Source organism: Kitasatospora sp. NPDC089797 (assembly GCF_040684795.1).
GTDB lineage: Bacteria > Actinomycetota > Actinomycetes > Streptomycetales > Streptomycetaceae > Kitasatospora.
In genome coordinates this window covers 38,294-61,653 of record NZ_JBFBGS010000016.1, presented here as the reverse complement: position 1 = coordinate 61,653, position 23,360 = coordinate 38,294, and the positions used below count along the sequence as shown (strand labels likewise).

Annotated in this window: 27 protein-coding genes and 1 pseudogene; 12 read left to right on the top strand and 16 right to left on the bottom strand. The window is 72.9% G+C overall.

Translation table 11 applies throughout. The features are described 5' to 3' along the window. Positions 1-193 precede the first annotated feature (193 nt). On the top strand, positions 194-2,893 hold the full coding sequence (gene polA / locus AB0O91_RS14910; RefSeq protein ID WP_363432387.1) for a DNA polymerase I: 2,700 nt from the start codon (positions 194-196) through the stop codon (positions 2,891-2,893). A gap of 89 nt (positions 2,894-2,982) precedes the next feature. Here the strand turns inward: polA and AB0O91_RS14905 are convergent, their stop codons facing one another. Then, positions 2,983-3,393, bottom strand: coding sequence for a hypothetical protein (locus AB0O91_RS14905; protein WP_363432151.1), 411 nt, complete (start codon positions 3,391-3,393; stop codon positions 2,983-2,985). Between AB0O91_RS14905 and AB0O91_RS14900 the strand changes: the two genes are divergently transcribed. Then, positions 3,386-3,709: a hypothetical protein gene (locus AB0O91_RS14900; protein ID WP_363432148.1), complete on the top strand. Its 324-nt coding sequence runs from the start codon at positions 3,386-3,388 to the stop codon at positions 3,707-3,709. The genes AB0O91_RS14905 and AB0O91_RS14900 overlap by 8 nt on opposite strands. A 25-nt stretch (positions 3,710-3,734) precedes the next feature. Further along, positions 3,735-4,322 (top strand): hypothetical protein, encoded by a 588-nt coding sequence (locus AB0O91_RS14895; protein ID WP_363432145.1) that lies wholly within the window; start codon positions 3,735-3,737, stop codon positions 4,320-4,322. Positions 4,323-4,383: 61 nt separating this feature from the next. On the opposite strand, the gene AB0O91_RS14890 is transcribed toward AB0O91_RS14895, so the two are convergent. Then, positions 4,384-5,238, bottom strand: coding sequence for an NAD(P)H-binding protein (locus AB0O91_RS14890; RefSeq protein WP_363432143.1), 855 nt, complete (start codon positions 5,236-5,238; stop codon positions 4,384-4,386). 85 nt (positions 5,239-5,323) lie between these two features. On the opposite strand from AB0O91_RS14890, the gene AB0O91_RS14885 reads away from it, so the two are divergent. Beyond that, the gene (locus AB0O91_RS14885; protein ID WP_363432140.1) at positions 5,324-6,103 is read left to right on the top strand and encodes a TetR/AcrR family transcriptional regulator; all 780 of its coding nucleotides are present in this window, start codon (positions 5,324-5,326) and stop codon (positions 6,101-6,103) included. 124 nt (positions 6,104-6,227) lie between these two features. Here the strand turns inward: AB0O91_RS14885 and AB0O91_RS14880 are convergent, their stop codons facing one another. From AB0O91_RS14880 to AB0O91_RS14870, 3 genes are read right to left on the bottom strand one after another with little or no spacing between them, the layout of a single operon-like run. Continuing rightward, entirely contained in the window at positions 6,228-6,965 is a 738-nt protein-coding gene (locus tag AB0O91_RS14880; protein WP_363432137.1) for an SDR family oxidoreductase, read from the bottom strand. Further along, complete coding sequence (locus AB0O91_RS14875) at positions 6,962-7,546, bottom strand: hypothetical protein (protein ID WP_363432134.1); 585 nt, start codon at positions 7,544-7,546, stop codon at positions 6,962-6,964. The genes AB0O91_RS14880 and AB0O91_RS14875 overlap by 4 nt, the downstream gene beginning before the upstream one ends. 38 nt (positions 7,547-7,584) lie before the next feature. After that, the gene (locus tag AB0O91_RS14870; RefSeq protein WP_363432131.1) at positions 7,585-7,776 is read right to left on the bottom strand and encodes a hypothetical protein; all 192 of its coding nucleotides are present in this window, start codon (positions 7,774-7,776) and stop codon (positions 7,585-7,587) included. A 103-nt stretch (positions 7,777-7,879) separates the two neighbouring features. Here AB0O91_RS14870 and AB0O91_RS14865 point away from each other — a divergent pair, with 103 nt between their 5' ends. Next, on the top strand, positions 7,880-8,290 hold the full coding sequence (locus tag AB0O91_RS14865; protein ID WP_363432128.1) for a hypothetical protein: 411 nt from the start codon (positions 7,880-7,882) through the stop codon (positions 8,288-8,290). Positions 8,291-8,369: 79 nt separating this feature from the next. On the opposite strand, the gene AB0O91_RS14860 is transcribed toward AB0O91_RS14865, so the two are convergent. Further along, positions 8,370-9,221: an alpha/beta hydrolase gene (locus tag AB0O91_RS14860; protein WP_363432125.1), complete on the bottom strand. Its 852-nt coding sequence runs from the start codon at positions 9,219-9,221 to the stop codon at positions 8,370-8,372. Between the two features lie 182 nt (positions 9,222-9,403). Here AB0O91_RS14860 and AB0O91_RS14855 point away from each other — a divergent pair, with 182 nt between their 5' ends. After that, positions 9,404-10,297, top strand: a complete 894-nt coding sequence (locus AB0O91_RS14855) for an NAD(P)H-binding protein (RefSeq protein ID WP_363432123.1) — start codon at positions 9,404-9,406, stop codon at positions 10,295-10,297. Positions 10,298-10,326: 29 nt separating this feature from the next. On the opposite strand, the gene AB0O91_RS14850 is transcribed toward AB0O91_RS14855, so the two are convergent. Beyond that, the gene (locus AB0O91_RS14850; protein WP_363432121.1) at positions 10,327-11,193 is read right to left on the bottom strand and encodes a helix-turn-helix transcriptional regulator; all 867 of its coding nucleotides are present in this window, start codon (positions 11,191-11,193) and stop codon (positions 10,327-10,329) included. A gap of 185 nt (positions 11,194-11,378) precedes the next feature. Between AB0O91_RS14850 and AB0O91_RS14845 the strand changes: the two genes are divergently transcribed. Continuing rightward, on the top strand, positions 11,379-12,158 hold the full coding sequence (locus AB0O91_RS14845; protein ID WP_363432119.1) for an NAD(P)H-dependent oxidoreductase: 780 nt from the start codon (positions 11,379-11,381) through the stop codon (positions 12,156-12,158). A 66-nt stretch (positions 12,159-12,224) separates the two neighbouring features. On the opposite strand, the gene AB0O91_RS14840 is transcribed toward AB0O91_RS14845, so the two are convergent. Together AB0O91_RS14840 and AB0O91_RS14835 are read right to left on the bottom strand one after the other, a co-directional pair. Further along, entirely contained in the window at positions 12,225-12,773 is a 549-nt protein-coding gene (locus AB0O91_RS14840) for a hypothetical protein (protein WP_363432116.1), read from the bottom strand. Positions 12,774-12,785: 12 nt separating this feature from the next. Beyond that, positions 12,786-13,220: an ATP-binding protein gene (locus tag AB0O91_RS14835; protein ID WP_363432113.1), complete on the bottom strand. Its 435-nt coding sequence runs from the start codon at positions 13,218-13,220 to the stop codon at positions 12,786-12,788. Between the two features lie 86 nt (positions 13,221-13,306). Here AB0O91_RS14835 and AB0O91_RS14830 point away from each other — a divergent pair, with 86 nt between their 5' ends. From AB0O91_RS14830 to AB0O91_RS14815, 4 genes are all read left to right on the top strand, one after another. Then, complete coding sequence (locus AB0O91_RS14830; protein WP_363432111.1) at positions 13,307-14,329, top strand: helix-turn-helix transcriptional regulator; 1,023 nt, start codon at positions 13,307-13,309, stop codon at positions 14,327-14,329. After that, on the top strand, positions 14,292-14,426 hold the full coding sequence (locus AB0O91_RS14825; RefSeq protein WP_363432109.1) for a DUF397 domain-containing protein: 135 nt from the start codon (positions 14,292-14,294) through the stop codon (positions 14,424-14,426). Before AB0O91_RS14830 ends, AB0O91_RS14825 begins: the two co-directional genes overlap by 38 nt. A gap of 108 nt (positions 14,427-14,534) precedes the next feature. Then, positions 14,535-15,788 (top strand): hypothetical protein, encoded by a 1,254-nt coding sequence (locus tag AB0O91_RS14820; protein ID WP_363432107.1) that lies wholly within the window; start codon positions 14,535-14,537, stop codon positions 15,786-15,788. Positions 15,789-15,874: 86 nt separating this feature from the next. After that, the gene (locus tag AB0O91_RS14815) at positions 15,875-16,543 is read left to right on the top strand and encodes a hypothetical protein (protein ID WP_363432105.1); all 669 of its coding nucleotides are present in this window, start codon (positions 15,875-15,877) and stop codon (positions 16,541-16,543) included. A gap of 31 nt (positions 16,544-16,574) precedes the next feature. Here the strand turns inward: AB0O91_RS14815 and AB0O91_RS14810 are convergent. Further along, a pseudogene (locus AB0O91_RS14810) lies at positions 16,575-16,788 on the bottom strand (ATP-dependent helicase C-terminal domain-containing protein); the annotation flags it as partial. Between the two features lie 14 nt (positions 16,789-16,802). On the opposite strand from AB0O91_RS14810, the gene AB0O91_RS14805 reads away from it, so the two are divergent. Beyond that, on the top strand, positions 16,803-16,949 hold the full coding sequence (locus AB0O91_RS14805) for a hypothetical protein (RefSeq protein WP_363432412.1): 147 nt from the start codon (positions 16,803-16,805) through the stop codon (positions 16,947-16,949). A 57-nt stretch (positions 16,950-17,006) separates the two neighbouring features. Here the strand turns inward: AB0O91_RS14805 and AB0O91_RS14800 are convergent, their stop codons facing one another. The 6 genes from AB0O91_RS14800 to AB0O91_RS14775 all read right to left on the bottom strand — a co-directional run bounded on the left by AB0O91_RS14800 (position 17,007) and on the right by AB0O91_RS14775 (position 23,313). After that, positions 17,007-17,567: a hypothetical protein gene (locus tag AB0O91_RS14800; RefSeq protein ID WP_363432102.1), complete on the bottom strand. Its 561-nt coding sequence runs from the start codon at positions 17,565-17,567 to the stop codon at positions 17,007-17,009. A gap of 496 nt (positions 17,568-18,063) precedes the next feature. Next, complete coding sequence (locus tag AB0O91_RS14795) at positions 18,064-18,915, bottom strand: helix-turn-helix transcriptional regulator (protein ID WP_363432099.1); 852 nt, start codon at positions 18,913-18,915, stop codon at positions 18,064-18,066. Between the two features lie 33 nt (positions 18,916-18,948). After that, the gene (locus AB0O91_RS14790; RefSeq protein ID WP_363432096.1) at positions 18,949-19,479 is read right to left on the bottom strand and encodes a DUF6879 family protein; all 531 of its coding nucleotides are present in this window, start codon (positions 19,477-19,479) and stop codon (positions 18,949-18,951) included. Continuing rightward, a complete protein-coding gene (locus AB0O91_RS14785; RefSeq protein ID WP_363432094.1) occupies positions 19,403-19,714 on the bottom strand; it encodes a hypothetical protein in 312 nt (103 codons plus the stop codon). Before AB0O91_RS14785 ends, AB0O91_RS14790 begins: the two co-directional genes overlap by 77 nt. A gap of 159 nt (positions 19,715-19,873) precedes the next feature. Continuing rightward, on the bottom strand, positions 19,874-22,387 hold the full coding sequence (hrpB, locus tag AB0O91_RS14780) for an ATP-dependent helicase HrpB (protein ID WP_363432091.1): 2,514 nt from the start codon (positions 22,385-22,387) through the stop codon (positions 19,874-19,876). A gap of 5 nt (positions 22,388-22,392) precedes the next feature. Continuing rightward, complete coding sequence (locus tag AB0O91_RS14775; protein ID WP_363432088.1) at positions 22,393-23,313, bottom strand: class I SAM-dependent methyltransferase; 921 nt, start codon at positions 23,311-23,313, stop codon at positions 22,393-22,395. Between the last annotated feature and the right edge of the window lie 47 nt (positions 23,314-23,360).

Here is a 23,360-nt window from a genome sequence, read left to right as displayed (position 1 = left end):
CCTGTGATCGTACGACCGTCCTACTCACTGGTAGCGGGCCCGGCCGGACCGGCGCGGCGCCCCTTTTGTCGGTGCCGGGCCATAGGATCGGGGGCCGGTAGTGGAATCGGCAGGAACGGACGTTGACGTGGCTACGCAGAGTACGGACAAGGGCGCGACGGGTGGCGGCGGGGCCGGCCCGCGGCCCCGGCTGATGCTGCTCGACGGGCACTCGATGGCCTACCGGGCCTTCTACGCCCTGCCCGTGGAGAACTTCAACACCTCCACCGGCCAGCCCACCAACGCGGTCTACGGCTTCGCCTCGATGCTCGCCAACACCGTCCGGGACGAGCAGCCCACCCACCTCGCCGTCGCCTTCGACCTCTCCCGGCAGACCTTCCGCTCCGCCGAGTTCCCCGACTACAAGGCCAACCGGGCCAAGACGCCCGACGAGTTCCGCAGCCAGATCGGCCTGATCGGCGAACTGCTCGACGCCATGCACATCCCCCGGATGACGGTCGAGGGCTTCGAGGCCGACGACATCATCGCCACCCTCGCCACCGCCGCCGAGGCGGCCGGCTACGACGTCGACATCGTCACCGGCGACCGCGACTCGCTCCAACTGGTCACCGACCACGTCACGGTGCTCTACCCCACCAAGGGCGTCTCCGAGCTCACCCGCTTCACCCCGGAGAAGGTCACCGAGAAGTACGGCGTCACCCCGCGCCAGTACCCCGACCTCGCGGCCCTGCGCGGCGACCCGTCCGACAACCTGCCCGGCATCCCCGGCGTCGGCGAGAAGACCGCCGCCAAGTGGGTCAACCAGTTCGGCTCCTTCGACGAACTCGTCGCCCGCGCCGACGAGGTGAAGGGCAAGATCGGCGAGAAGCTGCGCGACCACCTCGACTCGGTCAAGCGCAACCGGGTGCTCACCGAACTGGTCCGCGACGTCGAACTCCCGCTCGGCGTCCCCGACCTGGCCCGCCGGTCCTTCGACAAGGCCGCCGTCGGCACCCTGATGGAGTCGCTGGAGTTCCGCAACGCCAACTTCCGCGACCGGGTCTTCGGCATCGACCCGTCCGCGGGCGCCGAGGAGGCCGCCGAGCTCGCCCCCGGCATCGAGGTCGACGGCGAACTGCTCACCGACCCGGGCACGCTGGCCGCCTGGCTGCGCGAGCACGCCGCCGACGCCAAGAAGCCGGTCGCGCTGGCCGCCGTCTACCAGTGGGCCCTCGGCACCGGCGAGGTCACCGAAGTCGCCCTCGCCGCCGGGGAGACGGCCGCCTGGTTCGACCCGGCGCTGCTCGCCGAGGAGGACGAACGGGCCTTCGCCGACTGGCTCGCCGACCCGGCCGCCCCCAAGGCCCTGCACATCGCCAAGCAGGTCATGCGCGCCTTCGCCGAGCGCGGCTGGACGATCGACGGCGTCGTCGCCGACACCGCGCTCGCCGCCTACCTGGAGAAGCCCGGCCGCCGCACCTTCACCCTGGAGGTGCTCGCCGAGGAGTACCTGGCCCGCTCGCTCACCCCGGCCCCCGTCGCCGAGAGCGGCCAACTCGCCTTCGACGCCCCGGAGGAGGGCGACGACGTCGACGCCGGGGCGGCCCGCGCCCAGGCGCTGATGCTCCAGGCCCGCGCCGTGCTCGACCTCGCCGCGCTCTTCGACACCCGCCTCGCCGAGGTCGGCGCCGCCGGGCTGCTGCACGACATGGAACTGCCCATCGCCGCGCTGCTCGCCCGGATGGAGCGCTACGGCATCGCCGCCGACCGCGACTGGCTCACCAAGCTGGAGGCGCAGTTCGCCGCCGAGATCCAGCGCTGCGTCGAGGAGGCCCACGCCGCCGCCGGCCGCGAGTTCAACCTCGGCTCGCCCAAGCAGCTGCAGGAGATCCTGTTCGGCGAACTCGCCCTCCCCAAGACCAAGAAGATCAAGACCGGCTACACCACGGACGCCGACGCCCTCACCTGGCTGGCCACCCAGACCGACAACGAACTGCCGGTCATCCTGCTGCGCCACCGCGACCAGGCCAAGCTGCGCACCACCGTCGAGGGCCTGCTCAAGACCGTCTCGCCGCAGGGCCGGATCCACACCACCTTCAACCAGATGGTCGCCGCCACCGGCCGGCTCTCCTCGCAGGACCCGAACCTGCAGAACATCCCGGTCCGGACGGAGGAGGGCCGCGCCATCCGCCGCGCCTTCGTCGTCGGCACCGGCTACGAGTCGCTGCTCACCGCCGACTACTCGCAGATCGAACTGCGGATCATGGCCCACCTCTCCGAGGACGAGGCGCTGTTGGAGGCCTTCGCCTCCGGCGAGGACCTCCACACCACCGTCGCCTCCCAGGTCTTCGAGGTCCCCGGCGCCGCCGTCGACGCCGAGATGCGGCGGAAGATCAAGGCGATGTCCTACGGCCTCGCGTACGGGCTCTCCGCCTACGGGCTCTCGCAGCAGCTCAACATCAAGCCCGCCGAGGCCCAGGGCCTGATGGACACCTACTTCGAGCGCTTCGGCGGCGTGCGCGACTACCTGCACCGGGTCGTCGAGGAGGCGCGGGCCACGGGCTACACCGAGACCCTGCTCGGCCGCCGCCGCTACCTGCCGGACCTCAACAGCGACAACCGCCAGCGCCGCGAGATGGCCGAGCGGATGGCCCTCAACGCCCCGATCCAGGGCTCGGCCGCCGACATCGTCAAGATCGCCATGCTGCGGGTGGACGAGGCGCTGCGCGCGGCCGGGCTCACCTCCCGGATGCTGCTCCAGGTCCACGACGAAATCGTGCTGGAACTGGCCCCGGGCGAGCGCGAGCCGGTCGAGGCGATCGTCCGCGAGCAGATGGCCGGCGCCTACCCGCTGCGCGCCCCGCTGGACGTGTCCGTCGGCGTCGGCGCGAACTGGGAGGCCGCCGCGCACTGACGGCGCGAGGCCGCTGCGCCGCTGACGGCCGCCGCGCACGGACGGCGCCCACCGCACGGGCCCGGGCACGGGAGTGTCCGGGCCCGCCGCTACGCTCTGGCGGGCCGTCGCGCAGTGGGCGCGGCGGGGAGTGGGGGAACGGCGATGACGGACTCGGACCCGGCTGCGGTGGAGCGTCGGGGGAGCCTGCGGGCCAGGGTGGTGGTTCCGGCGGCGGTGGCGGCGGCAGCGCTGGTGGCGGGCGGGGTGGTGTGGGCAACCTCGGGTGACGGAGGCGGGGCGGCGGCCCCGGCCGCGGCGGCCACAGCTAGTCCGACGGCGAGTGGGACGGCGAGTGGGACGGCGAGTGCGACGGCCGGTCCGACGGCGGAGCCGTCGCCGTCCGTGACCGCGACGCCGACCGGGGCAGCAGCGTCGCCGAGCCCGAGCGAGATCCCGAGCGAGAGCCCGAGCGCGACGGCGGCCTCCGGCCCGTCCGGGGAGGAGGAGCCGGTGAGCACCGCCCCGGCCGGGTCCAGGAAGCCCGCCGCGAAGGCTCCGGCCGCTCCCGCCGCTCCCAAGCCGCAGGGCGCCGGCGGGGCCTCGAAGCCGAAGGCCCCGGCGGCGCCCGCCGGGCAGGACCCGCACGACATCGCCCCGGTGCCCTGCACCGAGTGCCGTACCGTCCCGCAGGATCCCGACCCGCAGCACACCTGCATCCACGACGCCGCGGGCGTGGTCCTCACCTGCACCCCGACCCAGGTCGGCACCCCGATCCTGCGTCCGGGGCAGTCCATGGGCACCCCCACGCCGGGCTGGCCCACGCACACGCACTGACGACGACCGGGAGGTGGAACTCGCGATGACGGAACACGGTTCGGCGCTGGAGGCGGAAGCCCGGGAGCGCCTGGGGGCGGGGGCGGACCCGGTCGAGGTCTGCGGCGTGCTCGCCGCACGGGTGCCGCAGTGGGTGGAGGCCGCACTCGCGGTCGGACGGGCGCTGGGCGTCGAGGAGGCGGAGCTGCGGCGGCGGTTGGCCGGTGAGCCGCAGCTGCTCGCCGAACTCCGGCCGGGCGAGGAGGACCTGTACGCCGCGGCCCTGGAGCAGATGGGGGTGTTCGACGTCCCGCTGCGGCTGGACGCGCGGGAGGCGGCGGTCGTCGAGCACCTGCACGCGGCGCTGCGGGCCCAGGGCGGTCTCGGCAGCGGCTACTACCACGGCATCCAACGGGCCTTCGCCAAGGGCGAGTCGGCGCAGATCTTCCGGTCGCTCGTGCGCTTCGGCCCCCGGCGCGGCCCCCGGCACGCGGGCCGGCCGACGGAGTTCTGGACGGCTCTGACCGCCGCCGGAGAGCTGCTCGACCCGGCGGACGGCGACGACCGGGGGACGGTGGCGCAGGGGCTCGACACCTGTCGGGAGCGGCTGGCCGCCTGCGTCGACCAGCCGTAGTGGTCGTAGCGGCCGTAGCGGCCGGATCGGGCGACGTCCGCCCGGCGGTGACGCCACGCGGTCATCGGGGTGTGGCCCGCAGGGCGTCGCGCGCGGTGCGGGGGCGGCGGCCGAGGAGTTCGCCGAGCAGCGGGTCGACCCCGGCGAAGAAGCCGGCCTGCGCGGCGCGGTAGAAGCCCAGCAGGAAGTGGGTCATGTGCTCGGGTTGTCCGGCGGCGGTCTGCGCGGCGACCCAGTCGCTCTCGTCCATCGGCTGGTAGCGGATGGTCCGTCCCGACAACTCGGATGCGGTCTCGGCGAGTTCGGCGAAGGTCGGGGCCGCTGGGGCGGTGAGGGTCGTCGGACCGTCGTGGGCTCCGGGGGAGGCGAGGATCAGGGCGGCTGCCTCGGCGGCGTCCTCGCGGGCGGTCCAGGACACCGGTCCGTCGCCGGGGACGGCGATCACCCCGGTCTCGCGCCAGGGGCCGGCGAGCCAGTGGATGCTGTGGGCGTAGAACCCGTTGCGCAGCGACGTCCAGGGGATGCCGGAGGCGGCCAGGAGTCCTTCCGTGGCGCTGTGGTCCCGTCCGGGGGCGAAGGGGTTGTCCGGTGCGGCGGCCTGGTGGCTGGTGTAGAGGATGCGCTTCGCCCCGGCCGCGACGGCGGCGTCGATCGCCGTGCGGTGCAGGCCGGTCGCGTCCGCGGTGGGGTCGTTGGAGGAGACGAGGAGGAGTTGGTCGGCGTCGGCGAAGGCCGCCGGCAGGGAGTCGGGGACGGCGTAGTCGCCGTACCTGACCTCGATGCCGCGCCGGGCGAAGCGCTCCGCCTTCGCGGGGTCGCGCACGGCCACCGCGATGTCGCCCGACGGGACCCGTTCCAGCAGGTGGTCCACGGTCGCGCCGTTGAGGGCTCCGGTCGCACCGGTCACGATAATCATTGATTCGCTCTCCCTGTTATCGACGGAAACAATGCCACCGTAGCCCCGCGTATCATCGATAGCAAGCCATCGTTATCCTTGTTCCATGAGTGATGCGGCCAAGACCAGGACGGACACCCGGGCGGCGATCGTCGATGCCGCCGCCGCGCTGCTGCGCGAGAGCGGGCCCGGCGCCGTGACCACCCGCGGCGTCGCCGAGCGCGCCGGCGTCCAGGCGCCTGCCATCTACCGCCTGTTCGGCGACAAGGACGGGCTGCTGGAGGCGGTGGCCGAGCACGTCATGTCCGCGTTCGTCACGGAGAAGGCGGCGAGCGCGGCCGCTGCCGAGGCGGCGGCCGCCGATCCGCTCGCCGATCTGCGGGCGAGCTGGCGCCGGCAGATCGAGTTCGGTCTGGCCAACCCGGCCGTGTTCCGGCTGCTGAGCGATCCCGAGCGCGTGCTCGGCTCACCGGCTGCCCGGACGGGGCGGCAGATCCTGGCGGCGCGCGTCCACCGGCTGGCGGCGGCCGGGCGGCTCCGGGTCGCCGAACCCCGGGCGGTCGATCTCATCCACGCGGCGGGCGTCGGTACCGTGCAGACGCTCCTGGCGACGCCCCCGGAGCAGCGGGACCCGGCCCTGGGCGAGGCGATGATGGACGCGGTCCTCGGCCGCATCCTGGTCGACGGCCCCGCCGGGGCCGCGGACGGCGTGCTCGCACAGGCCGTCGCGCTGCGGGCGCTCGCCCCGGAGCTGGACGTGCTCAGCACCCCCGAGCGGCACCTCCTCGTCGAGTGGCTCGACCGCGTCGTGGGCGCCCTCGCGGCAGCGCCCGGAGCCGTCGGGGCGCCCGGCTCCGTCGACCACGCCCAGGCCCTGCCCGATTGATCGCGCCCGGCAGGACCGGACCGAACCGGACCGAACCGGACCGGACCCGGACCTGGGCGCGGGCGGGCGCGTGCGCAGGAAGTCGGTGGGGCCGACTTCCTGCGCACGCGTGCGGTGCGGGGCCTCAGACCTGCTCGAAGTGGAACGACTTGATGAAGCAGTCGCGCGGCTGGTCGACCGCGAAGAGGACGCAGTCGACGAGTGACTGCGCGGTGAGGGCGTCCTGGGCCCCGCGAGGGGTGGTGTCCCACTCCTCGCCGAGGGGGTCGGGGTTGTCGAAGTCGGGCGGGTAGAGGGAGATCACCCGAACTCCCCTGGGCCGCAGGCGCTTGGAGAGGATGTCGAGGAATCCGGCCTGGGCGCTCTTGGCCGCGTAGAAGGCGTCGTGCGCCTCCGACCGGTGATGGCCGGCCGTTCCGCACGCGGAGACCATGGTCACCACGTCCGGCTTGTCCGAGGCCAGCAGGAGGGGGAGGAAGTTCTTCACGGTCAGGACGGTGCCCGTGGCGCCGGAGGCGAGGGTGTCGATGACGTCGGCGTCGGAGGCGGATACGAGGTCCGGGCCCGAGAGGTAGCGGGAGCCGTTGTTGATCAGCAGGTCGATCCGGTCGGTCTGTCGGCCGACGGCGGCCGCGAAGTCGCGGATCGACGCGGCGTCCGTCAGGTCGCAGGCGAAGGCGTGGACGCGCTGGTGCCCCCGGGCGCGGATCTCGTCCCGGACCCGCTCGGCGGCGGCGGAGGTGCGGGCGGAGAGGAAGACCTCGGCGCCCAGATCGGCGAGCCGGATGGCCAGGGTGCGCCCGAAGTCGCGGCCGACATTGGTGGATCGGATGCCGGCGTGGGGACGGGGACGGGCCGTCACGCGGGGTGGTCGGGGGCGGTGCCGGGCCAGTGGGCGGCGGTGAGGACGGCGTGGGCGACCTGGTCGGGTGCCAGGTGGGTGGTGTCGACGGTGAGGTCGGAGATCCCGGCCGACTCCAGCACGGTGTGGAGCTCGTCCGCCCGGTGCAGGTGCCAGGGCAGGGAGGCCGTGTCGTGGTCGGCCTCGTGGCGGGCCCGGAGCCGGGCATGGACGGCGGGGAGGTCCGCGGTCAGCCGGCACACCCGCAGCGGCATGCCCAGGGCCTCCTGGTAGGCGTCCCGTTCGGCGGCGCTCTCGGCCACGCCGGCCAGCACGAGGCGGTGGGCGCCCGCCGCGCGGTAGTTGCCGGCGACGGCGCGCAGGTTGGCGAGCAGGAGGAGGCGCTGGAAGGGGTCCCCGGCGGGGGCGGGCCAGGCCTGGCAGAGCCGGTCGAGGTCGATGACCGCGGACGGGACGCCGAGGTCGGCCAGCAGGTCCCCGACCAGGTCGGCGGTGGTGGTCTTGCCGACGCCGACGGTGCCGGTGAGGAGCAGTGCCTCCGGCCGGTCGGGCCCTGCGGGGAGGTGTGCGGTGTGGGTCATCCGGTCTCCAGGTGGTGCGGGTGGTGCGGGTGGTGCGGTCAGTACCGGTGGTGCGGGCCGGCGCCGAGGCCGTCGGGGGTGTGGCGGTCGGCGGGCCGGACCCGGACGGCCGGGTCGTCCTGGGAGCGGACGGTGCGGGCCGGTGCGTCGGCGGAATCGGCGGGGCCTGCGGGGTCGGCGGGGCCTGCGCGGTCGGCGGGGCCTGCGCGGTCGGTGGGCTGTGCGGTCACCTGTCGGACCCTAGAGGGCGCGGAGCCGGACGTCACCGCGATGACCGCCGGGGCGCCGGAAACCCCCGTGCCGCCGTGCCCGGGACGGGCGATCATGGACGGCATGACGGAAGCAACCGGACCGGAGCCGCTGGGCGTGTGCCTCGTGGCCAATGTCGCCCAGGAGACGACCCACGGCGAGGGCGAGTCGGAGACCCGCACGGGGCTGCGGCACTTCGCGCCGGGGGCGAAGGTCTGGATCGCGCCGCCGGCCTGGGGCGACGGCGGCGAGAGCGTCATCGTGGCCGGGCGTCACCGGGGCGGCGGCCGTCGTTACACGCGGATCGTGATCAGGAGCCGGCACCTGGAGAACTTCCGGGTCAGCGCCGTCCACAGCCCGGCGGTGGTGCGGGCGTTGACCGGGGCGGCGCCCGGCGAGGAGAAGGAGTTCGGGGCCCGCTTCCTGTGGCCGCCGGAGCAGGCGGAGAGCTGGGCGCGGTCCCGGAACGCGTCGGCGGCGGCAAAGACCGGCTGAGGGCCGCGGGCGGACCGGCGGGGCACTGCACGGGCGTCGGCGCGCCGGTGGGGCGGCGCGCCGGGGCCCGCTGCGCGGGTCAGCCCGCGAGGTGCGCCAGGAGCAGCGGCACGACCCGGTCGGCGTCCGCCTCCGGCAGCCAGTGGCCGGCGCCCTCCAGGGCCACGAACCGGTACGGGCCGCTGACGTGCTTGGCCGTCAGGTCGGCGGCGTCGCGGCCCAGGGCGCGGTCCTCGGTGCCCCAGACGAAGAGCGTGCGGACGGTGATCTCGCCGGCCGGCACCCGGAGTTCCTCGTTGACCGCCCGGTACCAGTTGAGCCCGGCCGTCAGGACGCCCGGCTCGGTCAGCCGTCGGACGTTGGACTCGGCCAGCTCCGCCGGGATCCCGCTGCGGTAGATCGTGCGCAGCCGGGCCGCGTCGTCGGCCAGCAGGGCCTGCTCGGCCACGTGCTCCGGCAGGCGGAACTCCCTTATGTACTGCGAGCGCTCGCGCTGGTCGCTGTCGTTGTTGAGGGCCTCGTAGAGCGCCTCGGGGTGCGGGGTGGAGAGCACGGAGAGGCTGAGCAGCCGCTCCGGGTGGGTGGAGGCGAGCGCCCAGGCGACCAGGCCGCCCCAGTCGTGGGCGATGAGGTGGAAGCGCGGGGCGTCCAGCGCGTCGGCGAAGCCGAGGGCGTCCGCGACCAGCAGGTCGACGTCGTAGTCGGCGATGTCCGCGGGGCGGGCGTCGGGGGAGTAGCCGCGCTGGTCCACCGCGACGGCGCGGTAGCCGGCCTCGGCCAGGGCGGTCAGTTCGGCGCTCCAGCAGTCGGCGAACTCGGGGAAGCCGTGCAGCAGCAGGACGGGTTCGCCGTCGGCGGGGCCGGCGGCGAGCGCGTCGAAGGTGTGCCGGCCGACGGTCAGGCGGAGGGCGGTGGGCTGGGCCGTGGACATGGGTCATCTCCTTGATGGTGGTGCGTCAACAGGACGATGAGATCACAGGGTTGGGCGCCGTGTGCGCGGTGGTCGGGAAGTCCGGTGCGGGAGGAGGAGGGCTTGGCCGGTGGGGAGGGCGCGGCGAAGGAGAAATATTGACTGGGTTGTGTTTTTAACCGAGTAACGCTTTCATGGAGGGTATGAACCGCACAGACCCCACTCCCGTGCTCGTCACCGGGGCGACCGGCCGGATCGGCCGCCTCGTCATCGACCGACTCCTCGATGCGGGCGTGCCGGTCCGCGCCCTCGTCCGTCGCGCCGGGGCGGCGGCGACGCTGCCCGCCGGGGTCGAGGTCGTCACCGGCGACCTCACCGTGCCCGAGTCGCTGGACCCGGCCCTGAACGGCGCCGGAGCGGTCTTCCTGCTCTGGACGGCCCCGCCGCGGACCGCCCCGGCGGTGGTCGGGCGGCTGGCGGCCCGGGCGCGGCGGGTCGTCCTGCTGTCGTCCCCGATCCGGACCCCGCACCCGTTCTTCCAGCAGCCCAACCCCGCCGCAGCGCTGCACGCCGAGCTCGAGCGGCTGATCGCGGCCACCGGCATCGAGTCGACGGTCATCCGGCCGGGGATGTTCGCGTCGAACGCGCTGGCCTGGTGGGCGCCCGCGATCCGGGCGGGCGAGGCCGTCCGCTGGCCCTACGGCGCGGCCGCGACGGCGCCGGTCGACGACCGCGACATCGCCGCCGTCGCCGCGCACGCGCTCTGCCGGGACGGCTACACCGGGGGCGACTTCGTGCTCACCGGCCCCGAGTCGCTGACCCAGGCCGAGCAGGTGGCCGTCATCGGCGACGCCCTGGGGCGCCGGATCGCGTTCGAGGAGGTGACGCCGGACGAGTTCCGGAGCCGCTGGCAGGGCGCCGCACCCGGCTCGGCCGTCGACATGCTGCTCGCCGCGTGGCACGCGGCGGTCGGCCGGCCCGCGTACGTGACGAGCACGGTGGCCGACCTCCTCGGGACGCCCCCGCGCACCTTCGGCCGGTGGGCCGCCGACCACGCGGCGGCGTTCGCGCCGGGGGCGGAGCGCCAGGTGCTCTGACCCGCGAGGTCGAGGACGGCCGGTCGGCCTCACCCGGGCGGCAGGCCCGCGGCCGTCCTGGGCGGGAGGGGCGCGGGGCGCGCGGCGCCGGTGTCCGGGCCCAGGCTCGCGAGCAGGCGCAGGCCGTCCTCGGCGGGGCTGCCGGGGGGCGCGGACAGGACGAGGAGCTCGATGCCGGGTTCGCCCGGCAGCGCGAAGTTCTCCTGGTGCAGTTCCAGCAGCCCGACCAGGGGGTGCCGGTACGCCTTGCGGCCGTGGGTGCGGGCGCGCACGTCGGCGCGGGCCCAGAGGCGGCGGAAGCGCTCGCTGCCCATCGCCAACTCGCCGATGAGCGAAGCCAGTCGGGGGTCATCGGGGTACTGGCCGGCGGCCAGCCGGAGGTGTCCGACCACGTCGAGGGTGCAGTGCTCCCACTCGGCGTAGAGGCCGCGGTCGGCCTCCTCCAGGAAGATGTGCCGGGCCGTGTTCAGGCCCGGCATCGGGCGGCCGAGGAGGAGTGCGGCGAGACGGTTCCCGGCGAGCACGTCCGTGCGGTGGTTCATGATCAGTGCGGGGGCGTCGACGACCAGGTCGAGGACGCGCAGCAGTTCGGGCCGGAGCCGGCCGCCCGGGGCCTTCGCGCGGCGGCGGCACAGCCGGGCGAGGCGGTGGAGGTGCCCGCGCTCGGTCTCGTCGAGGTCGAGGACCCGGGCGAGCGCGTCGAGCACCTGCTCGGAGGGCTGGGTCGCGCGCCCCTGCTCCAGGCGCACGTAGTAGTCGACGCTGACGCCGGACAGGTGCGCGACCTCCTCGCGGCGCAGCCCTTCGACCCGGCGGCGGTTGTCGGTGGGGATGCCGACGAGGGCCGGGTCGACCCGGGCGCGCCGGGTCCGCAGGAAGCCCGCGAGATCGTCCATGCCCTCCAGTATGGCCACGGCCGCACCGGGCGAGGGTGGCCCTGCGGATACCAGGAAGTCCGGTCCGACGGAAGCGGCGCCCCTGAACGCGGGGCGTCGCGGTGCCCAGGATCGGAGGCGGCGGAGGCGGAGAGACCCGTTCCGAAGGCCGCCGTTCCGAAGGCACCCGATCCGAAGGAGTTCCCGTGAAGACGCTGATCGTCCACGCCCACCCGGAGCCCAAGTCGCTCAACAGCTCGCTGAAGGACCTCGCGGTGTCCACCCTGGAGGGCGCCGGGCACCAGGTGCGGGTGAGCGACCTGTACGCGATGAACTGGAAGGCGGTCGTGGACGCCGCGGACTACGGCCCGGAGGCGTCGAGCCCGCTGAAGATCGCCCAGGACTCCGGCCGCGCCCGCGACGCCGGGACGCTCACCCCGGACGTCCGCGCCGAGCAGGAGAAGCTGCTGTGGGCCGACACGATCATCTTCCAGTTCCCGCTGTGGTGGTACTCGATGCCCGCGATCCTCAAGGGCTGGGTGGACCGGGTGTTCACCTACCGCTTCGCGTACGGCGTCGGCGAGCACAGCGACACCAAGTACGGCGAGCGCTACGGCGAGGGCACCCTGCTGGGCAAGCGGGCGCTGCTCTCGGTGACCACCGGCGGCCCGGCGGCGCACTACGCCGCCCGCGGGATCAACGGCCCCATCGACGACCTGCTGTTCCCGTTCCAGCACGGCATCCTCCACTACCCCGGCGTCGCGGTGCTGCCCCCGTTCGTGCTGTACCGCACCGACCGGATGACCGAGGAGGAGTACGCGGCCGCCGCCGAGGCCTGGAAGCAGCGCCTGCTCACCCTGGAGACGACCGAGCCGATCGCCTTCCGGCGGCAGAACTTCGGCGACTACGAGATCCCTTCGCTGCACCTGAAGGAGGGCCTGGAGCCCGCGGGCCGCACGGGCTTCGGGCTGCACGTGCGCGGCTGAGCGCGGGCGGGCGGCCGTCGGTGGCCGGCGAGGGCGCAGGAAGTCGGCGGGGTTGACTTCCTGTGCTCAGGGGTGGGCGGTTGCCTGGGCCCGGCAGTGGGTGAGGGCGGGTTTGACGCGGGGGTCGGGGGTGGGGGTGGTGAGGAGGAGTTCGCCGGCGGTGACCAGGGCGGCCCAGTAGCGGGTGGGGTCGCCGGTGGGGAGGGGGCGCGCGGCGGTGAGGGAGAGGTAGGCGGCGGTGAGGTTGCCGGTGGTGAACCAGCGGCTCAGGCCGTGCTGGTGGCCGGCACGGATGCCGCCGAGGGCGTCGATGGCGATCAGGAACAGGTCGATGACGGCGAGCTCCGTGGGGGTGGGGGTCTTGGGGACATCGAAGACGCCCAGGGCTTCGAGGAGTTCGCCGGTGTCGGCTTCGGTGCCGGGGCGGGGGTCGGCGAGGAGGGCGTCGTAGCAGTCGTTGAGGCGGCGGGTCGTTTCGGCGAGGGGGATGGAGAGGGCGAGGCAGACGGCGCGGGCGGCGGGGAGAGGCTGCTTGGTGCGGCGGGCGAGGAGGGCGTAGGCCTCGGCGGGGGTGCGGCCTCGGGAGAGGGCGTGGCGGGCGAGGGTGGGGAGCATCGGGGCGCGCTTTCAGATGAGGGCGGGGGAGGGGATGGTGGTGGGGGTGATGAGGGCCCAGACGAACTTGCCGATCCCGCCCGCGCGGGGGCAGCAACCCCAGCGTTCGGCCAGCTCGTTGACGAGGAACAGGCCACGGCCGCGTTCGTCGGAGGGCGAGGCACTGCGGAGGGTGGGGCGGCCGGCGCCGGCGTCGTGGACTTCGAGGCGGAGGAGGCTGTTGACGAGGGCGAAGCGGACCTCGATGAGGCGGTCGGTCGGGGCGTCGCTGTGCTGGACGGCGTTGGCGAAGAGTTCGCCGAGGAGGAGTTCGGCGACGTCGCGGTAGCGGTCGCCGCTGGGGAGTCCGGCGAGGTAGGCGCGGAGCAAGTACCGGGCGAGGGGCGTGGATTCGACGCGCGAGTCGAGGCGGGCGGCGAACGCACGGGGGCGTCGGGAAGCGGGCATGGCAGAGTTCCTCGGGGGGCGGATGGGGGAGCGTGAGGGTAGTGCGCAATCACGCTGTGCATGCAGATGATTGCGTTCCGACATCAATGATCGACCGCTGGGGCTACGGTGACGACCAAATCGGGGTGCGGGGATCCGCAGCACCTGAGGGGATTGGGATGTCACATCGGCGGTTGGAGAACGGGCTCACGTCGAGCCCGGCGGTGATGTTCGGTGAAGCGCTCCGCTTCGCTCGTGAGCAGGCTGGCCTGAAGCAGGAAGACCTGGGCAGGTTGCTGCACTGCCACCGAACGGTGATCACCCGCTACGAGGGCGGCAAGCGGCCCATGGATCGGGACACGGTGGAGAGGGTCGACGAGCTGCTCGCCATGGGGGGCTTGTTGGTGCGCTTGTGGGAGCGGGTGGACTGGGACGCGGATATCGAGCACCCGGACTGGTTTCAGAAGTACGTCGAGCTTGAAGAGGAGGCCGTGGCAGTCCGAGTGCTCCAGTACATGCGAGTCAATGGCCTGCTCCAGAGCGAGGAATATGCCTACGAGATCTTTCGCCTCGGGGATGCGCGGAACAATCCGCAATGGCTGGCAGAACGGGTAGCGGCTCGACTGAGTCGGCAGGACCGCTTCCTGGCCGATGATGGACCGTCAATGATCGTGGTCCTTCATGAGAGCGTGATCCGGAGCGTCATCGGTGGGCCTGGCGTCATGAGCAGGCAGATGGAGCATCTTCTCTCAGTGGGAGAGCGGGCGAATGTGGTCATCCAGGTGGCACCGTTCGCCTTCAGGGCACGGAAGTTGCCGACCACGTCCGTGGTTCTGCTTGAGATGCCTGACAGGAAGGAGTGGGTCTACTCGGAGAGCCTCTATCGGGGGCACTTCAGTGACGCTCCTGAGGTAGTGCAGGAGAGCCGCCGGGACTTCGATCTCGTGAGGGGAGCGGTACTCTCGATGGACGACTCCCACGCCCTGATCGCCGAAGCGATGGAGGAATACCGATATGCAGAACGTCGAGCTGAGCGGGGCATTGTGGCTGAAGAGCAGCTACAGCGGGGACAACGCGGGCGAGTGCATCGAGGTGGCCCCCGGATTCCCCGGCCTCGTTCCCGTGCGTGACTCCAAGGACCCGCACGGACCGACCCTCCTCTTCCCGGCCTCCGCCTGGTCCTCCTTCCTCTCCGGCATCCAGGCCGGTGACTTCCCCGAGAGCTGATCGGCGACCGGGGGCGCGTAGCTTTCCGCACGCGCCCTTTGGTCAGGGGAAACGCTGCCCGGTCCCTACGCTGGGTGCTGGCCCGCCAGCCTCCTCGAAGGACCGCCCATGCGTCGTTCCCGTCTCGTGCTGTCCCTGGCCCTGTTCGCCGTGACCGCCTCCGCCCTGGTCGCCGCCGATGCCGCGCCGGACGAAGAACCCGTCCGCTCCGTCAGCCTGCCGGTGCTCCGCGACCCGCAGGCCCAAGCCAAGCTCCACCGCATGACGGACCCGGTGCAGGACTGGGTGGAGTCCGGCGCCCCGGCGGCCGACGGCTACGCCGGGACGGTGATCGACGCCTCCGACCAGCACGCGGACCTCTACTGGAAGGGCGAGGCCCCGGCCGAGATCCGGACGCTCCTCGACGCGAACGCCAACCCCGGCTACACCGTCGACATCCACCGGAGCCCGTACTCCCGCGCGGAGATGCGCGCCGCGATCGACCGGTTCACCGCCGCCGTGGCCCCCGAGGAGTGGACCTCGATCGGCCCCCAGGAGGACGGCGCCGCCATCGCGATCACCTACGAACCGACGAAGGCGACCCGGCTGACCGGCGGAGCCACGGCTGACCAGGCCTACGCCCGGAAGGCCGCCGAGCTCGCCGGAATGCCGGTGACGGCCACCGTCGACGGCGTCCCGGGCGCACTGTCCGGCAGCCGGCACTCCGACAGCGCGCCGTACTACGCGGGCGCCGAGGTCAACACCGGAAAGGCGTCGTTCTGCTCCACCGCGTTCAGCGGCTGGAAGGACCGGACGAAGGTGCTGCTGACCGCCGCGCACTGCGGGAACGGCCGGTACTACAACGGCACCGGCGGCTACATCGGCGACCTGTACGCGATCGGCGACGGGCTGGACGTCGGCATGATCGCCATCAACGGCAACGGTGCCGGCCGGTTCTACGACGGCGCCTGGTCGGACGGCAGCGGCTCCTCCCGGCACACCTACGGGGCCGGGCGCAACAACGTCGGGGACCTCGTCTGCCTCAGCGGCGCCCAGTCGGGCTGGAAGTGCGACGTCGAGGTCAAGAAGGTCGACGTCGAGACGACGAACGACGAGGGGACGAAGATCAAGCCGGTGGACGTCGCGGAGTCCAAGGGCGGCGACCGGCGGGCGATCGGCGCGAAGGGCGACAGTGGCGGCCCGGCGCTGGCCAACCCGTCCGGTGCGAACGGCGACATGGAGGCCCGTGGCGTGATCGTCGCCGGGCAGTCGGAGGTCGGCTGCCCGGCCGGGTCGACGGCGCATTCGACCACCTGCTACGCGCGGGTGATGTACGTGCCGATGACACCCGTGGTGAACCAGATGGGCTTCTCGATCTCCTGAGGAGCGGGAACCCACCGCCTGACCTCGCACGGGAGATCCGCGACCCGACTGACGGCCTGTCGGCTGGCCCCTGTTCAATGCTCGCCATGAACGTTCACGAGTTGCTGCCCAGGTTGCCCGAGCCGGACGTCCTGCGCGCCCGCTGCCGGGCGCTGGCGCTGCTTGACATCATGCTCGCCGAAATCTCTCCGAGATATGGCTATCAGTCGAACTGGCGCCCTGGGGTGGACCTGGCCACGATGGAGGACGGCTCCGGCGATCAGTACGGGATCGTCTTCGATCCGGCCGGGGTCCTCCTCTACGGCTTCTGCTATGAGAGCGAGGCCTCGTGGACGCGGCCCCGGCCCCATCGGCCCGGCTTGCTGGACGGCCTTCCGGCGGGGTTGGCGCACTACCCGGCAGACCCGGAGCTGCAGTCCGACGGATTCTTCGAAGCGACGCTGTGCGCCTGGCGCGAGGTCGGCGCCTCCGCGTGGCAGTGCGGACCGGTGGTGTTCACCGAGGGCGAGTCCGACGGAGCGGGTCAGCTGTTCGGGGTGCTCGCGAACGGCAGTGCGGAGGCCGTCAGCAGGGATGCTGAGGACTTCCACGGACGACCCGTCGATCGCGACGCCGTCGCCGCGATCCTGTCGGGCAGCCCGCTACCGCGCTGGACGGTCGCGGCGCTTGAGCCTGCGCTGGACTTCGAGGCGAGTGCCGCCTTCGCCCGCAAGATCGGGCACCCGGTGGCGGAGTCGGCTGCCGACCGGAGATGAGGGGCCGATGCCGGGCCCAGGAACTGGAGCCTCAATTCCGCGGGTTGGCCCGGCGGGTGGGCTCGGCGGTCGTCGGGTCTTCCGGCCAGGGGTGGCGGGGGTAGCGGCCCCGGAGGTCGGCGCGGACTGCTCGGCATCCCTCGCGCCAGAAGGAGGCCAGGTCTCCCGTGACGGCGGGCGGGGCGGCCGGCGGGGGAGAGTAGGTGGATCGTGAGCGGTATGCGGCCGCCAGCCAGGGTCGGGGTGGCCGTCCAGCCGAATGGAGGCCCGTGGTGTGATCGTCGCCGGGCAGTCGGAGGTCGGCTGCCCGGCCGGTTCGACGGCGCATTCGACCACCTGCTACGCGCAGGTGATGTACGTGCCGATGACGCCGGTGGTGAACCAGATGGGCTTCTCGATCTCCTGACAGGCGTCAACAGCGCACGGCAGTACGGTAGATGGGATCCGTCGCCCTCGGCGGACGCTATGGCTCCATCCGGCGGGCGTACACGCCCTCGGTGAGCGGAGCGAAGCCGTGTCCCTCCCATGCCCTCCGGAGCTTCGTCATCGCCTCCTCGTCCGGTCGCCGGACTTCCGGGTCGTCCGACTCGTACGAACACGGCTCGTCCGGCCCGTGGTCGTGGATCGGTGCCGGGTAACAGACGGCGAGTGCGCCGGGTACGGCGAACCGGCGCAGCGCCTCGACGGCCAGGCGCATCCCGACACCCTTCCCCCGCCATTCGGCCGACACCTCGACGGACTCCAGCAGGAGCAGCAGCGAGGGGCGCAACTCGGCCACCACCGGGGCGAGTCCGCCGTCCTCGGTGAAGATCACACGCGGAATGCGGTCGAGCAGGCCGGGGTCCTGGCCCAGGGCTTCGGAAGGGTTCGGCGTGACGCCGGGGATGACGCGGGTGATGTCGGCGGTGCCGAAGACCTTGCCGCCGTTCTCGTAGAAGCTGGCTCGCCAGCGGTCCGCCTTCTCCGACCAGTCGACGTCGGCGAAGTGGCGAGACGCGTACGAGATGACGAGGCGATCGGCCATCGGTGCTCTCCCTCGGAAGCGGAGGGCAGGCCCCTCGCATGGGAGCGGGGGCCTGCCGGTGTGTCGGGTGTCGCTCTACTGGGACGGCGGGGTCGGCTCCGGGGCGGGCTTGCCCGCGTGCTTCGGCGGGGGCTTCTCGTTGCCCTTGTGCTTGGACACGATGATCTCGATGCGCATGGCTGACTCCTCCTACTCGGCGGGGACGGTCGCGGTGCAGTCGGGGCCGGGCGGCAACTGCGGCGGCCGCTCGGGCTGGATGTAGCGCATACTGATGCCTCCTCACACTGGGGACCGGTCACCGGAAGGCGCCCGGACCGTTCGGTGTTGCGGACCCCGCTCCGACCGTTCGAGCTGTCCAGGTCCGCCGGTCGGGGCGGGGCTTATGGGCGCGTCGAGACCGTCATGGGCTCGGCGCCACAGTGGTGATGACCTGCCATCAGGACGTTAGGCCCGCCGGAACCGCAAACCCAACGAGATTGCGAGAAGTTGCGCGACGTCACTCCAGGGCGGCGATCGCGTCACCGATCAGCATCCGTGCCTTGGCACCGAACAAGGCCATGCCGTGCAGCTCGGCGAAGGTGTCCACATACTGACGTACCTCATTCGGTGCGGTCACGTTGACTGCCGCCGTGACGAGTTCGACTTGCACGCGGGATTCGTCGTAGACCCGGAAGGACTCTACGGGCCACAGGGTCCGGCGGGCGGCGAACGGGATCACTCCCAGGCTGACACGGGGCAGGGACATCACGGTGAGCAGGTGGCCGAGCTGACCGGCCATGGCCTCGGCATCACCGAGTCGGTACCTCAGAACCGACTCCTCAAGGAGGAACAGGAACCGGTGCATGCCCCGGTGGATGATGCCGGCCCGCTCCATCTTCGTTGCGATCGCTTGTTCCATGTCCTCCTCGGAGTGGCTTGTTCCGGCCGACCTCGACATGATCGCTCGCACGTACGCGGACGTCTGGAGAACCCCGGGGATCACGTCCGACGTGTAGAACCGGAACAACTGCGTCTGTTCGTACAGAGCGGCATAGGACTCCTGGAGATTCCGGAGTCCTGCGGACTTCAACCGTTTCCACTCGACGTACATGGACTCGACGGAGCGGGATGCGGCGATCAGGTCGGCTACCTGATCCTCGGCACCGCACGCGACGCACCATGCTCGGGTGTCCGCCTCTGACGGCGCGACCTTGCCGTCCTGGATGCGCGAGGTCTTGGCCGGGTGCCACCCGCAACGTGCCGACAGCTCGCGGCCGTTCAGCCGGGCATCCCGGCGGAGGTTCTGGAGACGAACAGCGAGCGCCCTGCGGGCTGCCTGGGCGCTGGACGACGCGGAAGTCGGCGACATCGGCGGGTGGTCCGGTGATCGTGACGGTGGCCGTCAGACGGAGAAACTATCGTGCGGGACAGCCCGCTCCCACACGGCCTCGAAGGCGGTGGAGCACAGCTTCACCACGTCGGGCTCATGCCGCAGCTCCTTGGGCGGCTCGGCCCAGTTTCCCGCCCCCGTGAAGTGGTTGAACTGGACGAGCTTGCCATCGAACACCCAGAAGTCGTTACCCGGCAGCGCGATGTCGGACGCCAGCCGCCGCGGGAGCCAACGCACCAGCTCACCGGACGCGAGGTTGACATTCGTACCGCCGTGTTCATATCGGATGTAGTCCGTCACCGGTTCCGAGACGATGCGCGCACGCCGGATGACCACACCACGGTCGACCGTGGCGCGGATCATCTGCACCCAGTCACGCCAGTAGTCCGAGTTCGGGTCGTTGTCCCGCTCTCCGGTGCGGAGCCAGCGAGCGAAGCCCGACGACTCGTCTCCGACGCCGTAGGCGTCACGCATCTCCAGGTGCACCGCCGACGTCTTCGCCTCCCGAAGAAGCGTCGCGAAGTCCGGCACGTTCGATTGCATCGCACGCCTTCCTGATGAGCGGGATCATGCTCGCGGGAATGCTGATCACAGACTCGTGGTCAGGCACACCGATCACGTGACCAGCGACCCACTCGGTCTCGTTGACCTCCGCGAACTCGTCCCCGACGACGGTTTCGCTCTGGATGACGAGCCGACGATCGGTCAGGTTCGCCCACACGGTGGGCGAACCCTCCTTCTCGGTGTCGGGGTCGATTCCGAAGAACTCTAGGCTCATGACCAAGTCTCCTGCCATGCCGCTCGCGGAATCCTGCGTGCCTACGGACTTTCATCGTGTCGCGAACAGTGAGTACCCGTCTGCCTTTCGGGCAACTCGGCGGAGCGCCGGCCAGTCCTCGGTCAGGAGGTCACCGGCTGGTGACCGTGCCACCGGGACTCATTTCCGGGTGTTGGTGCGCTTCGTGGGCTCGGCCGTCGTCGGGTCTTCCGGCCAGGGGTGGCGGGGGTAGCGGCCCCGCAGATCCGCGCGGACGGCTCGGTATCCCTCGCGCCAGAAGGACGCCAGGTCTCCCGTGACGGCGGCGGGGCGGCCTGCCGGGGACAGCAGGTGGATGGTGAGCGGGACGCGGCCGCCGGCCAGGGCGGGAGCCGCTGGCCAGCCGAAGAGTTCCTGCAACTTGACCGCCAGCACCGGGCGTTCCGTCGAGTAGTCGACTCGTATCTTCGAGCCGGACGGGACGGTGATGCGCTCGGGGGCGAGCTCGTCGAGGCGGCCGGCCTCGCCGGTTGCCCAGGGCAGGAGGCGTTGCAGGGCCGAGGTGGTGTCGATCCTCGCGAGGTCGCCGCGGCGGCGGGCGCGCGACAGTTCGGGCTCCAGCCACTCCTCAGCCCTCGACAGCAGTGCCTCGTCGCTGACGTCGGGCCAGGGGTCTCCAAGGGCCGTGTGGAGGAACGCGAGACGTTCGCGGAGGCCGGGGGAGGGCCAGGTCAGGACCGTACTGATGCCCTCGCGGGTGAGGCCTTCGACCAACGCGGCGCGAACGAGGGTTGAGTCAGGCCGCTTGAGGGGCTTCTCCGCCAGTTCGATGGCGCCGAGGGCCTCGACCTGGCGGGAGACGACTTCGCCCCGGCGGGTGTCCCAGTGGACTTCCTCGCGCGACGTGGCCAGGGCGGCCCCGGCGAGCAGGGCGGTGGACTCGTCCAGCACCGCCGCGTGCAGGATCCGCGCGGAGTGCGACCCCGCCTGCCGGTCGGCGACCGCGACGGCGAGCCACGGCACGGCGCCGAGCCGGGTGTCGGGGGCGAGTTCGGCGGCCGTCCCCGAGGCCATCAGGTACGGGCTGCGCTCGCCGGGGGCGGGCCGCTCGACCCGGGCGCGGGCGATGCGTTCCGGGAACGCCAGGGCGACGACGAGGCCGGCGGCCGTCGTGTCCGGAAGGGGAGTGGCCGGTTCCTCGGAGGTGGCGCGCTGCAGGCGGCGGACTTCGTCGCGCCAGCGACTGGCGTACGGGTCGCCGGACGAACGGACCGTCCGCCAGACCGCGTTGAGGTCGTCCCCCAGGGCGCGCGGCGGCTCCTCGGAGAGCAGGGCGACCACTTCGGCGGCTCGCCGCGCGCCGACGGCGGCCGCGCCGTCGACCAACGCCCGCCCCAGCCGGGGGTGCAGCCCCGTACGGGCGAGGCGCACGCCGCGCGGGGTGGCCCGCCCGTCGGCCGTGACCGCCCCGAGGGCGACCAGGGTCTGCCGGGCGGCGGCCATCGCCCCGGCGGGCGGGGCGTCCGGCAGGGCGAGCCCGGTGGCGTCCGGGTCGCCCCAGCACGAAGCCTGGAGCGCAAAGGCGGTGAGGTCGGCGAGGGCGATCTCCGGCGTCGGGAAGCGCGCCGCGCGGGCGTCCTCCGCCTCGTGCCAGCACCGGTACACCGTCCCCGGCGCCTCGCGCCCGGCGCGGCCCGCGCGCTGCCGCGCGGCGGCCAGCGAGGCCCGTACCGTGACCAGCCCGGCCAGCCCCCGTGCATGGTCGGTGCGCGGCTCCCGTGCGAGCCCGGCGTCCACCACGACCCGCACCCCGGGCACGGTGAGCGAGGACTCGGCGACCGCCGTGGAGAGGACCACCCGCCGTGCGGCGGACGGCGTGAGGGCGGCGTCCTGCACGGACTGCGGCGCGCGGCCGTGGAGTTGGAGCACCTCGGCGGCCACCCCGGCCAACTGCCCGGCCACCCGGGCGATTTCGCCCACGCCGGGGAGGAAGCAGAGCACATCGCCGGCGCGCTCGTCCAACGCCCGCCGCACCACCGCCGCGACGTGGTCCAGCAGCGCATGGTCGACCCGCGTCCCGTGCGCCGGCCGGACCGCACGCGGCGGCGGCGCCCAGACCACGTCCACCGGGTGGGACACCCCGTGCGCCTCCACCACCGGTGCCCCGCCCAGGAGTTCGGCCCAGGCGGAGGTGTCGGAGGTGGCCGAGGCGCAGACCAGCCGCAGTTCTGGCCGCAGCGCCGCCCGGACGTCCAGCAGGAAGGCGAGCGCGGTGTCGGCGTCCAGGTGGCGTTCGTGGCACTCGTCCAGGACGACGACGTCGACCCCCGGCAACTCCTGGTCGCGCTGCAGCCGTTGCAGCAGCACCCCGGTGGTGGCCACCTCGACCACCGTCGAGGCCCCGACCCGGCGGTCCCCGCGCACGGTGTACCCGACCCGCCCGCCGACCGCCTCGCCGAGCAGCCAGGCCATCCGCCGGGCGGCGGCCCGGACGGCGAGCCGGCGCGGCTCGGCGACCAGCACCCGCCGTACCGGCCGACCGTCGTCCAGCAGCCCCGCCAGCGCGAGCGGCACCAGCGTCGTCTTGCCCGTCCCGGGCGGCGCGGCCAGGACGGCGGCGCCCTCCCCGTCCAGCGCCTCGTGCAGCGCGGGCAGGGCGGTGCGGACGGGCAGATCGCGCCAGGCGGGGTTCACCGGGCTCAGCCCCGCTCGGTGACGAAGACCGCCGTGCCCGGGATCAGCCGCCCGCGCAGCGGGGACCAGCCGCCCCACTCCTGCTCCAGCCCGGCCGGCCACTCCGGCTCGACCAGGTCGACCAGCCGGAACCCGGCCGCGACGAGTTCGCGGACCCGGTCGCCCAGGGTGCGGTGGTGCTCGACGTAGGTGGCGTGGCCGTTCTCGTCCTGCTCGACGTACGGGGTGCGGTCGAAGTAGGAGGACATCGCGGTGAGCCCCTCGACGCCGGGCTCGTCGGGGAAGGCCCAGCGGATCGGGTGGGTGACCGAGAACACCCAGCGCCCGCCCGGCCGCAGCACGCGGTGCACCTCGCGCATCAACTGCTCGGTGTCGGCGCTGAACGGGACGGCCCCGTACGCGGAGCAGGCGAGGTCGAAGGAGCCGTCGGCGAACGGGAGCACCGCGGCGTCGGCCTGGACGACGGCGACGGGTGCGACGCCCCGGCCGAGGTCGATCCGGCGGGAGTGCTGGAGCTGGCGGTAGGAGATGTCCAGGGCGACCGGGCGCGCGCCCTGGGCGGCCAGCCAGCGGGAGCACTGGGCGGCGCCGGCGCCGATCTCCAGGACGTCCCGGCCGTCGACCGGCCCGAGCAGGCGGGCGTCGGCCTCGTCCAGGCCCTCGGGGCACCAGGTGAAGCGGTCGTCGCCGAGGAACTCGCCGTGCTCGTCCTGGTACTCGTCGGCGTTGCGGTCCCACCAGTGCCGGCTGGCCCGGCTGCTCTCCCCGACGCCGGCCGTCCGCCGGACCGCGTCGTCGCCTTCGTCCCCGTCCTCGTCCCCGTCCTCGATCTCCGGGATCTCCGGGGTTTCCAGGGCCTCCGCCTCGGAGGTGTCAAGATCGTGGAGGTTGGGCTGGGGGGTGGTGGCCACGGTGACAATGCCCATCGCGTAGGGTATGGAGTGCGGAAGCGCCGCTGCCGCGAAACGGCCCC

Excerpts from the sequence above, each read along its gene's own strand:
- AB0O91_RS14895 (WP_363432145.1), top strand. The coding sequence starts at position 3,735 with ATGACGGAACACGGTTCGGCGCTGGAGGCGGAAGCCCGGGAGCGCCTG.
- AB0O91_RS14805 (WP_363432412.1), top strand. The coding sequence starts at position 16,803 with ATGGAGGCCCGTGGTGTGATCGTCGCCGGGCAGTCGGAGGTCGGCTGC.
- AB0O91_RS14830 (WP_363432111.1), top strand. The coding sequence starts at position 13,307 with ATGATCGACCGCTGGGGCTACGGTGACGACCAAATCGGGGTGCGGGGA.
- AB0O91_RS14850 (WP_363432121.1), bottom strand. The coding sequence starts at position 11,193 with ATGGACGATCTCGCGGGCTTCCTGCGGACCCGGCGCGCCCGGGTCGAC.
- AB0O91_RS14800 (WP_363432102.1), bottom strand. The coding sequence starts at position 17,567 with ATGGCCGATCGCCTCGTCATCTCGTACGCGTCTCGCCACTTCGCCGAC.
- AB0O91_RS14815 (WP_363432105.1), top strand. The coding sequence starts at position 15,875 with ATGAACGTTCACGAGTTGCTGCCCAGGTTGCCCGAGCCGGACGTCCTG.
- AB0O91_RS14840 (WP_363432116.1), bottom strand. The coding sequence starts at position 12,773 with ATGCTCCCCACCCTCGCCCGCCACGCCCTCTCCCGAGGCCGCACCCCC.
- AB0O91_RS14835 (WP_363432113.1), bottom strand. The coding sequence starts at position 13,220 with ATGCCCGCTTCCCGACGCCCCCGTGCGTTCGCCGCCCGCCTCGACTCG.
- AB0O91_RS14785 (WP_363432094.1), bottom strand. The coding sequence starts at position 19,714 with ATGAGCCTAGAGTTCTTCGGAATCGACCCCGACACCGAGAAGGAGGGT.
- AB0O91_RS14860 (WP_363432125.1), bottom strand. The coding sequence starts at position 9,221 with ATGTCCACGGCCCAGCCCACCGCCCTCCGCCTGACCGTCGGCCGGCAC.
- AB0O91_RS14885 (WP_363432140.1), top strand. The coding sequence starts at position 5,324 with ATGAGTGATGCGGCCAAGACCAGGACGGACACCCGGGCGGCGATCGTC.
- AB0O91_RS14795 (WP_363432099.1), bottom strand. The coding sequence starts at position 18,915 with ATGTCGCCGACTTCCGCGTCGTCCAGCGCCCAGGCAGCCCGCAGGGCG.
- AB0O91_RS14875 (WP_363432134.1), bottom strand. The coding sequence starts at position 7,546 with ATGACCCACACCGCACACCTCCCCGCAGGGCCCGACCGGCCGGAGGCA.
- AB0O91_RS14855 (WP_363432123.1), top strand. The coding sequence starts at position 9,404 with ATGAACCGCACAGACCCCACTCCCGTGCTCGTCACCGGGGCGACCGGC.
- AB0O91_RS14865 (WP_363432128.1), top strand. The coding sequence starts at position 7,880 with ATGACGGAAGCAACCGGACCGGAGCCGCTGGGCGTGTGCCTCGTGGCC.
- AB0O91_RS14890 (WP_363432143.1), bottom strand. The coding sequence starts at position 5,238 with ATGATTATCGTGACCGGTGCGACCGGAGCCCTCAACGGCGCGACCGTG.
- AB0O91_RS14790 (WP_363432096.1), bottom strand. The coding sequence starts at position 19,479 with ATGCAATCGAACGTGCCGGACTTCGCGACGCTTCTTCGGGAGGCGAAG.
- polA (WP_363432387.1), top strand. The coding sequence starts at position 194 with ATGCTGCTCGACGGGCACTCGATGGCCTACCGGGCCTTCTACGCCCTG.
- AB0O91_RS14820 (WP_363432107.1), top strand. The coding sequence starts at position 14,535 with ATGCGTCGTTCCCGTCTCGTGCTGTCCCTGGCCCTGTTCGCCGTGACC.
- AB0O91_RS14775 (WP_363432088.1), bottom strand. The coding sequence starts at position 23,313 with ATGGGCATTGTCACCGTGGCCACCACCCCCCAGCCCAACCTCCACGAT.